This window comes from Azonexus sp. GW821-FHT04F04, from assembly GCF_059420025.1.
This window is the reverse complement of sequence record NZ_JBWKSX010000001.1, coordinates 905,530-918,469: the sequence shown is the minus strand read 5'-3', so window position 1 is coordinate 918,469 and position 12,940 is coordinate 905,530. Positions and strand designations below refer to the sequence as shown.

Genomic DNA, 12,940 nt, shown 5'->3' with positions numbered 1-12,940 from the left:
GTTCAGCCTCTCAGCTTCCAGCCCTGCTTCAAAAGGCGCAGAGTCAGCATGGACACGGCAGCGAAGCAGGCAACGACGACCGCCAGACTGATTTCCGGCGCCACGTCAGAGACGCCGAAAAAGCCATAACGGAAGCCGTCGATCATGTAAAAAACGGGATTGTAATGCGACAGCCCCTGCCAGAATGGGGGCAGTGTGTAAATCGAGTAGAAAACCCCGGACAACATGGTCAGCGGCATGATCAGGAAATTCTGGAAAGCCGCCAACTGGTCGAACTTCTCGGACCAGATGCCGGCAATCATGCCGAGCGCCGCGAACAAACCACCGCCAAATAGCGCAAAGACCAGCGTCCACCACGGCGCAACGACCTTCAATTCGGCAAACCATACAGTCGCCAGCAACACGCCGACACCGACCAGCAAGCCACGCGCCACAGCCGCCAGGACATAGGCCGCGAAGAAGGCGCTATACGGAATCGGCGGCAGCAGAACAAACACTATCGAGCCGGTAATCTTCGCCTGGATCAGGCTTGATGACGAGTTGGCAAAGGCGTTTTGCAACACCTGCATCATGACCAGACCGGGCACCAGGAAGCTGATGTAACGCACCCCGTGCACCTGCACATGTTCGTCGAGCACGTGGCCGAAAATCAGCAGATAGAGCAAGGCTGTCAGCACCGGCGCGGCAACGGTCTGGAAACTGACTTTCCAGAAGCGCAGGAACTCTTTTTCGAACAGGGTCAGAAAACCGATCATTGCTGCATGGTCCGCACAAAAACCTGCTCCAGCGAAGCGCCGGGATAGGCCGCCATGAGGTTGGCCGTAGTATCCAGGGCAATCACCCGCCCCTGTTTCATGAGCGCAATGCGGTTGCACAGCGCTTCGGCCTCTTCGAGGTAATGCGTCGTCAGAATGATCGTATGGCCTTCGCCATTGAGGCGGCGAATGAACTGCCACAAGCCCTGACGCAATTCGACGTCGACACCGGCAGTCGGCTCGTCAAGGACGATAACCGGCGGCTTGTGCACCAAAGCCTGCGCCACCAGCACGCGCCGTTTCATACCGCCCGATAAGCGGCGCATATTGACATTGGCTTTACTCGTCAGATCGAGGTGTTCCAGGATTTCGTCGATCCAGTCATCGTTCTTGCGGATGCCGAAATAGCCGGATTGGATACGTAGCGTTTCGCGGACATTGAAGAAGGGGTCGAAAACCAGTTCCTGAGGGACGACACCGAGCAAGCGACGCGCCTGGCGAAAATCACTGATAACGTCGTGCCCCATCACCTTGATCGTCCCGGAATCCGGACGAATCAGCCCGGCCAGCGAGGAAATCAGCGTCGTTTTGCCGGCGCCATTCGGCCCGAGCAAGCCGAAGAATTCACCCTGTTCAATATCAAGCGACACTCCGGCCAGCGCTTGCAGCGAGCCGAAATGCTTGACGACGTCAACGATGGAAACGGCAGGAATCATGAAACGCCCCCTCAGGCGAGGGGCAGCAGTTCGGTTACGCCGTACAGCCCGGCCAGCGAAACAACGCCATTTGGAATATTGGCAAATTTTACGGTTGACCGTGCAAGACCGGCCGCGCGCAACCAGCCGAGCATCACGGCAAGCGCAGACGAATCGGCCTCGGTTACTTCCGAGAAGTCAAAGACCTGCTCACCGGGCTGCAAAGCAGAACGGCCTGCTTCGAGCAGGCCGCGCGCATTGGCCATCACCAGTGGCACCTTGATGACAAGGCGCCCCGCTTCACGTTCGATCATTTCTTGGAATTCGCTTCCAGAGATTTGTTCTTGGCCGCCACAGAAGCGATCAGGCCATCAATGCCACCGTTGCGCACTTCCTGAGCAAACTGATCACGATAGTTGGTCACCAGGCTGATACCAGCCACCACCACGTCGTAGACCTTCCAGCCCGACTCCAGTTTCTCCAGGCTGTAATCAAGCTGCACCGGCTTGCTGCCGGGCTGCAGGACCTCGGTCCTGACCAACACGTCAGTATCTGCCGGCGCCATTTTGATCGGTTTATAGACCACTTTCTGATTTTTATAACCAGTCAAGGCGTTGGCGTAGGTGCGAACCAGCAGCGTCTTGAACTCTGCGGTCAATTGCTGCTGCTGCTGCGGACTGGCCTTGCGCCATTCCTTGCCGAGCGCCAGCGCGGTCATGTGAGAGAAATTGAAGTGAGGCAACACCTTCTTGTCGACCAATTCGATGACCTTGTGGGTATCGCCGTTCTGGATATCCTTATCCTTGCGAATGATCTCCAGCACATCATCGGTGACGCGCTGAACCAAAGCATCCGGTGCCTCCTGAGCATAGGCAGCGCTGACCACGAATCCGGCAAAAAACAAGGCAAATAGCTTTTTCATTATTTATTAGGTGAGTTTATTAATCATCCAGCCGCGGCGGGCGACCGTCAAAAATCTGGTTACGGCGGCGCTGCAAATATGCGTCGCGAATATAAGCATATTTATCCAGAGCGGCTTCTTCGACGACCTTGTCGGACGGCAACAAACTGGCGCGGACGTCGACAAAACGCAACGCCGCCATGCTGTTGCGCACCGACACCGGGCGCACATACATTACTGGATCAGCATAGGTACCAACAGCAAAACCGACCGTGTCGCGCACATTGCGCGGGCCAATAATTGGCCAGAACAGATATCCGCCACCGTCCACGCCCCAAACCGCCAGGGTCTGACCAAAATCCTCATCATGCCGTTCCAAGCCTAATTCGCTGGCGACATCGAACATGCCGAAAATACCGACCGTCGAATTAATCAGCAGGCGCCCCAAGTCAATACCCGCATCGCCAAACTTCCCCTGCAGGGCACTATTGACGCCGACCCACAAATCACCGGCATTGCCAAAAAAATTGCCGACACTGGCCTTGACCGGCAGCGGGACCACATTGTCATATGCCTGAGCAACCGGCTTGGCGGCATATTTGTCGATGACCTCGTTGACCGCAAACATCGGGCGATTGAATGCCTCGTAGGGGTCACGCGGATTTTCTTCGGCCAGCGCCCCCGAACAAGTCAACGCGACGACGAGAGCCCCGAGGGCCGAGCGGCACGCCCCACGAATTCCCGATGCGTAAAAATAGTCCATCATTTCTTGTCCTGTCCGTCCGCTGCCTTGCTGAATAGAAACTGGCTGATCAATTTTTCGAGCACAACTGCTGATTGCGTCTTGGCAATCGTATCACCGGCCGCCAACATCTTTTCATCGCCACCGGCATCAAACCCGACGTACTGCTCGCCAAGCAACCCCGCCGTATTGATCGACGCAAAGGTGTCTTTCGGAAAGTGGTAGCGCCCGTCAATCGTCATGCTGACCACCGCTTCGTAGGTCGCTGAATCGAACTGGATATCGACGATCCGCCCAACCACTACCCCGGCACTTTTTACCGGACCACGTACCTTCAGGCCGCCAATATTATCAAACTTGGCCTTCAAAACGTATGATTCTGACAAATGTGATGACGACAGGTTCCCTACCTTGAGCGACAGAAACAGCAGGGCCGCCAGGCCGATTGCCACAAAAAAACCGACCCACAGGTCGAGAACGGTACGGTTCATCAAGCTCCCCGGAACATGAACGAGGTTAGGACAAAATCCAGCGCCAAAACGGTCAGCACTGAAGTCACCACGGTGCGCGTAATGGCGCGCGAAACACCCTCGGCTGTTGGCACCGAGTCATAACCTTCAAAAACGGCAATCAGGGAAACAGCAATCCCGAAGACAAAACTCTTCACCACACCATTCCATATGTCATAGCGAAAATCGACACTGGCCTGCATCTGCGACCAGTAGGAACCGTCATCGACGCCAATGACGACGACGCCAATCAACCATCCGCCAAGGACACCCATGGCCGAAAATATCGCAGCCAGCAGCGGCATCGAGATAACACCGCCCCAGAAACGCGGCGCAACAACACGGGCGATCGGATTGACCGCCATCATGTCCATCGCTTTCAGTTGTTCGGTTGCCTTCATCAGGCCGATTTCTGCAGTCACCGACGACCCCGCCCGCGAAGCAAAAAAGATGGCGGCCAGAACCGGCCCCAATTCACGGGTCAACGAAAGGGCAACCAGCGTCCCCAACGCCTCGGTGGAGCCGAACCGCTGGAGGATTTCATATCCTTGAAGACCGAGCACCAGACCGACAAACAGCCCTGAAACCATGATGATCAGCAGCGACAGGACGCCGCTGAAATATATTTCGCGCAGGGTCAGTGGCAGGCGACGGAAAGAAGATCCCGAATGCATCAGCACAGCCCACATGAATCGCGCCGCAAAGCCAAGTCGCCAAATGCGATCAACCGTCGCGTGACCCAGCTGCCGAATGATGGAAACCGGGTCAAGCATGTGCAGCCACACCCAGAAATTCGTCGCGCACCGAGAGGGCTGGATAGTCAAAATGGACCGGGCCGTCCGGCGCAGCGTGAACGAACTGATGAACAAATGGGTCGGTTGAGGCACGGATCTCGTCCGGCGTTCCTTCGGCGACCACCCGCCCGCCATTCATGAAGTAGATGTAGTCGACGATCAGCAGGGATTCCTGAATATCGTGGGTGACCATGATCGAAGTTGCCCCCAGCGCATCGTTCAACTTGCGGATCAACTGACCAATGACGCCTAGCGCAATCGGGTCGAGCCCTGTAAAAGGCTCGTCGTACATCACCAGCATCGGGTCAAGCGCCAAGGCACGGGCCAGCGCCACCCGCCGGGCCATGCCGCCGGACAACGCTCCTGGCATCAATTTGTGCGCGCCACGCAAACCGACCGCCTCGAGTTTCATCAGCACCAGATCACGGATCATTTCATCCGACATATCCGTGTGTTCGCGCATTGGGAAAGCGACATTCTCGAATACCGTCATGTCGGTAAACAAGGCTCCAAACTGAAAAAGCATGCCCATCCGCCGGCGCAAACGATACAACTCCGCTTCCGACATTCCGCACACCTGATGCTTTTCCAGGCGAACGCGCCCGCCGGTCGGCCGCAACTGGCCGCCGATGCAGCGCAGCAGCGTCGTTTTGCCACAACCGGACCCGCCCATGATGGCCACGACTTTGCCGCGCGGAATCTTCATGTTGATTCCCTGCAGGACCGGCTGACCATCGTAGGCAAATTGGAGTTCTTCGATATCGACTAGGATGTCGTCGGACAAAGCATATTCCTTGGAAAAAGTCGGTCGATTTTAGCAGAAAGCCCCACCGTCGCCGGGAAACGACAAGGCTATAATCCAACAAATTTCATATGGAATGTTGTGCTCTTGCCATCAGCCAAGCCACTCTTGTTGATCGTCGACGATGATTCGCTCATCAGCGAATCGCTGAGTTTCGCCTTCGCGCAGGAATATGACGTTCTCACCAGTCATTCCAGAGGGCATGCCCTGACCCTGCTTCGGCAACTCCGGCAACCGCCTCAGCTTGCCTTGGTCGATCTTGGCCTTCCCCCTCTCCCGCACCGTCCCGACGAGGGATTTGCGTTGATCGGCGACCTGCTGGCCTTATCCCCGGACATGAAGATCATCGTTCTTTCAGGCCAGAGCGACGAGAGCAACGCCCGCCATGCGCGCACGCTGGGCGCGGTCGATTTTGTCGCCAAGCCATGCGACCCCAGTCGCCTGACTGAGCTATTCCGGCAAGCCCTGCGTTTTGGCAACGAATCCCAGACCACGCAGGCCGGCGGACTGATCGGCGAAAGTCTGCCCATGCAGCGACTCCGCCTGCAACTCAGCCAATACGCCAATCTCGCCTACCCCGTACTCATCGAAGGCGAGTCGGGCAGCGGCAAGGACATTGTCGCCAGTCACTACCTGCACCGCCTGACCGACCGCCAGGACAAGCCCTTTCTCGCCCTGAACTGCGCAGCCATTTCGCCAACACTGCTTGAGCCGACACTTTTTGGCTACGCCAAGGGCGCCTTTACCGGAGCCACCAATGCCAAGTCTGGCTATTTCGAAGATGCCGACAGCGGAACCCTCTTTCTCGACGAAATTGGTGAACTGCCACTAGACCTCCAACCCAAACTGCTGCGCGTACTCGAAAACGGCGAATACCAGCGCGTCGGCGAAACACAAACCCGGGTTTCCACGGCACGTATCGTTGCAGCCACCAACCGCGACTTGCGTCAGGAAATGCGAGCGGGGAGATTTCGGGCGGACCTTTTTCACCGTCTTTCGGTGTTCACCGTAACCGTGCCGCCATTGCGGGAAACAGGACTGGACCGGCTACTCCTGCTTGAGCATTTTCGCAAGAGCTGCGCCGCAAGCGTTCGTACCGAACCTTTTCAGCTTGCCGCTCCAGCGCAATCGCTCTGGCTCGACTACAGCTTCCCGGGCAATGTCCGCGAACTGCGCAACGTCGCCATTCGGCTTAGCGCTCGCTACCCGGGACAGATCGTCAGCGCCGAGCAGTTACGCGCCGAATTTGACCATTTCGACACACCGGAGCCAACAACCGGCACCACCATGCTTATTGCCGGCGACCTCGAAGAGGTCAAGCAGGCGGCGCGTCGACACCTCGAAAAAGCGTCGCAGCTCAACCTGGACGCAACACTCGAACTGTGGCAACGCGGCTATATCGAAGCGGCCATTGAACTGAGCGCCGGCAACATGAGCGAAGCCGCCCGCCGCCTCGGCATCAACCGCACGACGCTCTACAATCGCATGGAAAGCTGGACCCGCCGATGAGCCTTTATCTCGACCATTTCGGTCTGCGCGAGCCACCGTTTCGCATTACGCCGCACACCGATTTTTTCTTTACCGGGGCCAACCGGGGCCCTACGCTCGACGCTCTGATCTACGCCATTACTCAGGACGAAGGCATCGTCAAGGTCACTGGCGAAGTCGGCAGCGGCAAGACCATGCTCTGCCGGATGCTGCTCGAGCGCTTGCCCGAAAACGTCGAAACACTCTACCTGGCAAATCCATCGCTCTCCCGGCAGGAAATTCTCGGCGCCATCGCCGATGAACTCGGCATTCCGACCGACGGCAAGGCTACCCACTCGCTGACCCGCGCCTTGCAGGACGCCCTGATCGCGCGCTACGCCGAGGGCAAACGCGTGGTATTGCTGATCGACGAAGCGCATGCGATGCCGGCCGAGTCGCTCGAAGAAATCCGCCTGCTGTCCAACCTCGAGTCCAAAGCCGCGAAACTCCTGCAGATCGCACTCTTCGCCCAGCCCGAACTGGACGAGCGCCTCGCCGCTACCGACATGCGCCAGTTGCGCGAGCGCATCACCCAGCACTTCAACCTGACGCCACTCAAACAGGACGACGTTGCCGCCTACATCGAGTTTCGCCTGCGCGCCGCCGGCTATCACGGCCCCAATCCATTCACGGCAGACGCCGTAACAACGATAGCCAAGGTCTCGGAGGGGCTGTCGCGACGCATCAATATTCTTGCCGACAAAGCCCTGCTTGCCGCCTATTCGAGCGGCGCCCATCAAGTTGGCGGCAACGAGATCAAGCTCGCGGCACAGGACGCACGCTTTTCACCGCTGAAACCCAAAGCCCCCTTCAACCCGAAGCCGCTGCTTTGGGGGGCTGCAGGCGCCAGTGTCGTCGCCCTGCTCGCCGCCCTCCTCGTTGGAGCGCCGCCCAGCGCGTTCAGGGAGACCGACGCCGGCAACTCACCGGCCTCAGGCGAGGCCCCGCAAGCTGTTCAGACAGCCCAGCCCGGCAAGCGCCAGCAACCTGCTCCGTTACACCCTGAAACACAAAGCCAGCCGGCCAGTTCGGACAAAATCCGCTTTGCCCCCCTGACCCGCCAGCATTTTGGGCAGTACGACCAGTGGATTGCAGACGCCCCCAGCAATCATTACTTCATTCAATTACTGGCCACTGACGCCACTCAAACGGGCCAGATTGAGGGCTTCCTCGCCCGGGCAAATGCCGCGCTTGACCCATCGCAAATTCGGGCCTACCGCTCCGGTCTTTCCGGGCGAGATCGTGTCGGGGTGATTTTTGGCGATTACGCAAGCCGAGAAGAAGCGGTTGCAGCCATGCAGAGCCTGCCGGAGTCGATCAAGGCAGCGCAGCCATTTCCAAGGCAGGTCAGCAAATTACGTTAGCCGATCAGCATGCGCCAACCCGTGTTACCACGCCAATTTACGTGCTAGCATCATAGCGATATACCGTGACCCGTGACCACCCCGCTCAGACAAGGCAAAACCCGATGAAAATCGGTTTCATCAGCGTAACGCTCGTTTCTTTCCTGCTGGCCGCCTGTGCGGCGCCAACCCCGCGCGAGCCGCTGAAGGGGCACCTGAATACAGCAAGCACGGCACCAACGGCATCCGCCAACATACCTGCCCCGGTCCAGCAAACACTGGCCCTGCCCACGCCGCGCACAACCCGCAAGGCAGAAACCTACAGCGTTGTCGTCAATAACGTTCCGGTTCGCGAGCTGCTCTTTGCCCTGGCCCGCGACGCCAAGACTAATGTCGACATTCACCCCGGGATCACCGGCACTGTTACCCTGAATGCCATTGACCAGACCTTGCCGCAACTGCTGACCCGGATTTCGAAACAGGTCGACATGCGCTTCGAACTGGATGGCCCGAACCTCGCAGTCATGCCCGATTCTCCGTTCCTGAAACATTACAAGGTCGATTACGTGAATATGGCGCGTAATGTCACAGGCACGGTCTCGACCAACACCCAGATTGCTACCGGAACGACCGGCAGCACGGGCAACAGCAGCGCACCGGCCACCGGCGGGGGCGGAAACATTTCCAACACGCGCATTGAAAACAGCTCCCGCAATCAATTCTGGGAGTCGCTGGAAAAGAACATCAAGGACATCCTGCGCGAGACAGACAAGGTCTTCCCGGAAGGATCGAGCGAAACAGTCATTGAAAAATCCTCCGCGCAAGCCTCGACTGGCGCCGCCGCTCTGCCCCAGAGTGTTGGGCAACGAGCCGCCCAGTCTATCGCCAATGCCCTGCAGGCAAACCCCAATCCGAATTCGGCCAGCCAGGCGACCGGCACCTCCATTGAACGCCGCAGCACTTTCCGGGAGGCGGCCTCAGTCATCATGAACGCCGAAAGCGGCGTCATTACGGTGCGCGCGACACAACGCCAGCATGATCGGATTCAGGAGTTTGTGGATCGGGTCGTCAATTCGGCGCAGCGACAAGTACTGATCGAAGCGACCATCGTTGAAGTGACGCTGAAAGATGGTTACCAGCAGGGCATTAACTGGACGCAATTGGCAGGTGCTGGCTCACTCAACTTCATTGGAGATGTCCTCACGAAGAACGCCTACAACCTCAGCTATGACAGGGGTGGCAATCCGGATGCACTGATCACGATGCTCAACACATTCGGGACAACCAAAGTACTTTCCAGCCCCCGAGTCTCAGTCATGAACAACCAGACAGCGCTGTTGAAGGTTGTGGAAAACTATGTCTACTTCAGCGTTAAGGCTGACACAACAACAACTGCCAATGTCGGCACCACCACGGTCTACACGACGACGCCACAGTCCGTTTCAGTCGGCCTCGTGGTCAGCGTTACCCCACAAATCAGCGATGGCAATGCGGTGACTCTTAATGTACGCCCGACGATCACCACCGTCGCCCGTGAAGTCCCGGACCCCAATCCTGATCTGAAGAAAAACAATATCAGCAACCTGGTCCCGGTCATCCGCACCCGTGAAATCGAATCGGTGATGCGCGTTGCCAGCGGCAACATCGCCATTCTTGGCGGACTGATGGAAGACAAGATCGACTACCAGACTCAGCGCGTCCCGCTGCTCGGGCAAATCCCGCTGGCCGGTGAACTGGTGAATAACCGGAACAACGCAGCCCAGAAGACTGAACTGGTCATTTTCCTCCGTCCCGTGGTCATCAAGGACGCCAGCCTCGACGGTGACTACGCGGCCTTGCGCGACCACCTGCCCGGACAGAATTTTTTCGCTCAGCCGAATGAAGCGCAGCCCTTCAATATCACTCCGAGCCGCTGAGGCCGACGCATGAGCCTGCTGATGGATGCCCTGCGACGGGCGGAAAACGCCAAGCAGGAATCTGCCCGCAACCCCCAAGGGGGAATGCTGCCTACAGCCAGCGACATGCTCAGTCTTGAACCGATTGCACAGGAACCGGCAAAGGCTTCGCCCAATCCATTGCCGGACCTTGCCTCGCATCTCGCTGCTGTCGATGCCGAGCTGGCCAAGTCGGCACTCCCCGAACCTCGACCGGCCGCCGTTGAACCCCGCGCCACCCCGCAAGCCAGGCCGGCCGAGGCGCGTGAATCCGTTCGCAATGCCTTTGCCGCCAAACAGCTCCCGACTGCGCCATCGCGACTTCCGCTCTGGCTGGCTCTGGGCACACTGGGCATTGCCGGCATCGCCATCGGAGGCTATGTCTGGTATCAAATGAATTCAATGAACCGTGGATCGCTGGCGGCCAGCACATCGGCTGGCATGACGCCAGCCCAGCCATCGCCCCCCCGGGCCGCCCCGGCAGCTCAGACCGCCCCACCTTTGGATTTAGCCCCTTTTTCCCGGTCGACCGTGGAAACGGCTCCCGAACCGGCCGCGCCCCCGCTTTTCCCGCGCCGGGAAGCGCGCCCGGCACCGATGTTGGCGCCCGATGGCGACGACTCCCCCCCGATTCGCCTGACGCGTACCCAACCGGAACCTGACGCCAACCTGGCGCGCGGCCACGCCAGCCTGCAACGCGGCGATACCGAACTGTCACGCCGGGAGTTCGAGCAGGCGCTGCAACGCGACCCGAACAACACCGACGCCCTGCTCGCCCTCGCCGCCATCGCCCAGCGCCAGGGGCGCGCCACGGACGCTGAGGCCTTGCGCCAGCGGGCTCTGGTGGCCAATCCGAGCGATCCGGCAACCCAAGCCGCCGTCCTGAACACCCCTTCGGCCGATGCTGACCCGTACACGGCCGAAAGCCGTTTGAAATCGTTGCTCTCCAGCCAGCCGGAATCAGCGCCGCTCAATTTCGCGCTCGGCAATCTGTATTCTCGCCACGGTCGCTGGGCCGAGGCACAGCAGGTGTATTTCAACGCTGTGGCGGCCGAAAGCGACAATCCGGACTACCTGTTCAATCTGGCCGTCAGCCTTGATCACCTGCGCCAACCGCGCCTCGCCGCCCAGCACTATCGGCTGGCACTGGAAGCATCGGCGAAACGCCCGGCGGGCTTCTCCCGCGACAATGTCCAGAAGCGGCTGGGCGAGTTGCAACCATAACGCCCATGAGCACCTCCGCCCTCCAGCACCGCCCGCTCGGCCAGATTCTGATTTCCGAAGGCATCCTTTCGGAAGACCAGCTGCGCATCGCCCTGCTCGAGCAGATGAAACAGAACCAGCCGATCGGCAAGTTGCTGGTTTCGCTGGGCTTCGTCACCGAAGCCACGCTGCGCCAGGCGCTGTCCGAAAACCTCGGCAAACAGAGCATCGACCTTTCGCACGCTGTCGTCGACCCGCAGGCGCTCAAGCTGGTACCGCGCGAACTGGCCAAACGCCACCACCTGCTGCCGCTCGACTACGACATCCCGAACCGCCGCCTGACGCTGGCCATTTCGGACATCAACGACATCGTTGGTCTCGACCGTGTCCGCGGTCAACTGGAAGAAGGCTCCGAAATTGAAACACTGCTCGGCGGCGAATCGGAAATCGACCACGCCATCGACCAGTATTACGGCCATGAACTGTCGATTGACGGCATCCTGCACGAGATCGAAACCGGCGAAATCGACTGGCAGAGCCTGTCCACCACCGACGACGAGTACAGCCAGCCGGTCGTTCGCCTGATCGACTCGATCCTGACCGACGCGGTCAAGCGCGAGGCCTCGGACATCCACTTCGAACCCGAAGCCAATTTCCTGCGTATCCGCTATCGGATCGACGGCATGCTGCGCCAGATTCGCGCCCTGCATAAGTCCTACTGGCCGGCGATGACGGTGCGCATCAAGGTGCTGTCCGGCATGAACATTGCCGAAATGCGGGCGCCGCAGGATGGCCGGATCAGCCTCACCGTTTCCGGCCGGCCCATCGATTTTCGCGTCGCCAGCCAGCCAACCATCCACGGCGAAAACATCGTCCTGCGCATTCTCGACCGGCAAAAAGGCATCGTCCCGCTGGAAGGGCTAGGCCTGGCCGAGGAACATCTGCACCAGCTCAAGCTGATGATTTCACGACCCGAAGGCATCATCCTCGTTACCGGCCCGACCGGCAGCGGCAAGACGACGACGCTCTACTCGGTGCTCAACCATATCAACTCCGAGGGCATTCACATTATGACCCTCGAAGACCCGGTCGAATACCCGATGGCGATGGTCCGCCAGACCTCGGTCTCGGAAACCGCCAAGCTCGATTTCGCCAACGGCATCCGTTCGATGATGCGCCAGGACCCCGACGTCATCTTGGTCGGCGAGGTACGCGATGCCGAGACGGCCGAAATGGCCTTCCGCGCCGCCATGACCGGTCATCAGGTGTACACCACCCTGCATACCAATTCGGCCATCGGCGCCGTGCCGCGTCTGCTCGACATCGGTGTCCTGCCTGACGTGATGGCTGGCAATATCATCGGCATCATCGCCCAGCGCCTGATTCGCCGCCTGTGCGATCACTGCAAATCACCGTATCACGCCGAACCGCATGAGATCCGCCTGCTTGGCAGCCTTGGCGAAGGCCCCCGGCCGGTGCTGTTCCGCGCCACCGGTTGCGAATTGTGCGATTTCCAGGGTTACCGCGGCCGCATCGCGATCATGGAGCTGCTGCGCATCGACGCCGGCATCGACGAACTGATCGCCCGCCGCGCGACTACCCACGAGATCCGCTCGCGGGCGCTGCTGCAAGGCTTCACCACGCTGGCCGACGACGGCATGCAGCGCGTCCTGAACGGCACGACCTCGCTTGAGGAACTGGCCCGCGTTGTCGACCTGACTGATCGGATGTAGCC

General features: G+C 59.3%; 12 protein-coding genes and 1 pseudogene. 5 read left to right on the top strand and 8 right to left on the bottom strand.

Features of this window, described 5'->3' with window-relative positions:
• Positions 1-2: 2 nt before the first annotated feature.
• From AC07TV_RS04470 to AC07TV_RS04435, 8 genes and pseudogenes are all read right to left on the bottom strand, one after another.
• Positions 3-755, bottom strand: coding sequence for an ABC transporter permease (locus AC07TV_RS04470; protein ID WP_494647199.1), 753 nt, complete (start codon positions 753-755; stop codon positions 3-5).
• A 29-nt stretch (positions 756-784) separates the two neighbouring features.
• A pseudogene (locus AC07TV_RS04465) lies at positions 785-1,471 on the bottom strand (ABC transporter ATP-binding protein); the annotation flags it as partial.
• Between the two features lie 11 nt (positions 1,472-1,482).
• Entirely contained in the window at positions 1,483-1,764 is a 282-nt protein-coding gene (locus AC07TV_RS04460; protein WP_494647198.1) for an STAS domain-containing protein, read from the bottom strand.
• The gene (locus tag AC07TV_RS04455) at positions 1,761-2,372 is read right to left on the bottom strand and encodes an MlaC/ttg2D family ABC transporter substrate-binding protein (RefSeq protein ID WP_494647197.1); all 612 of its coding nucleotides are present in this window, start codon (positions 2,370-2,372) and stop codon (positions 1,761-1,763) included. Before AC07TV_RS04455 ends, AC07TV_RS04460 begins: the two co-directional genes overlap by 4 nt.
• 19 nt (positions 2,373-2,391) lie before the next feature.
• Positions 2,392-3,117 (bottom strand): MlaA family lipoprotein, encoded by a 726-nt coding sequence (locus AC07TV_RS04450; RefSeq protein WP_494647196.1) that lies wholly within the window; start codon positions 3,115-3,117, stop codon positions 2,392-2,394.
• Entirely contained in the window at positions 3,114-3,584 is a 471-nt protein-coding gene (gene mlaD / locus AC07TV_RS04445) for an outer membrane lipid asymmetry maintenance protein MlaD (protein WP_494647195.1), read from the bottom strand. Before mlaD ends, AC07TV_RS04450 begins: the two co-directional genes overlap by 4 nt.
• Positions 3,584-4,375 carry a lipid asymmetry maintenance ABC transporter permease subunit MlaE gene (gene mlaE / locus AC07TV_RS04440; RefSeq protein ID WP_494647377.1) on the bottom strand — a complete coding sequence of 264 codons (792 nt, stop codon included), beginning with the start codon at positions 4,373-4,375 and terminating at the stop codon, positions 3,584-3,586. The genes mlaD and mlaE overlap by 1 nt, the downstream gene beginning before the upstream one ends.
• Entirely contained in the window at positions 4,368-5,180 is an 813-nt protein-coding gene (locus AC07TV_RS04435; RefSeq protein ID WP_494647194.1) for an ABC transporter ATP-binding protein, read from the bottom strand. The genes mlaE and AC07TV_RS04435 overlap by 8 nt, the downstream gene beginning before the upstream one ends.
• Positions 5,181-5,279: 99 nt before the next feature.
• On the opposite strand from AC07TV_RS04435, the gene AC07TV_RS04430 reads away from it, so the two are divergent.
• From AC07TV_RS04430 to AC07TV_RS04410, 5 genes are all read left to right on the top strand, one after another.
• A complete protein-coding gene (locus AC07TV_RS04430; RefSeq protein WP_494647193.1) occupies positions 5,280-6,707 on the top strand; it encodes a sigma-54-dependent transcriptional regulator in 1,428 nt (475 codons plus the stop codon).
• On the top strand, positions 6,704-8,089 hold the full coding sequence (locus tag AC07TV_RS04425; protein ID WP_494647192.1) for an AAA family ATPase: 1,386 nt from the start codon (positions 6,704-6,706) through the stop codon (positions 8,087-8,089). Before AC07TV_RS04430 ends, AC07TV_RS04425 begins: the two co-directional genes overlap by 4 nt.
• Positions 8,090-8,193: 104 nt before the next feature.
• A complete protein-coding gene (locus tag AC07TV_RS04420; protein WP_494647191.1) occupies positions 8,194-9,984 on the top strand; it encodes a secretin GspD/PilQ domain-containing protein in 1,791 nt (596 codons plus the stop codon).
• A 9-nt stretch (positions 9,985-9,993) separates the two neighbouring features.
• Positions 9,994-11,226 (top strand): tetratricopeptide repeat protein, encoded by a 1,233-nt coding sequence (locus AC07TV_RS04415; protein ID WP_494647190.1) that lies wholly within the window; start codon positions 9,994-9,996, stop codon positions 11,224-11,226.
• Between the two features lie 5 nt (positions 11,227-11,231).
• Positions 11,232-12,938, top strand: a complete 1,707-nt coding sequence (locus AC07TV_RS04410) for a GspE/PulE family protein (protein WP_494647189.1) — start codon at positions 11,232-11,234, stop codon at positions 12,936-12,938.
• The last annotated feature ends 2 nt before the right edge of the window (positions 12,939-12,940 follow it).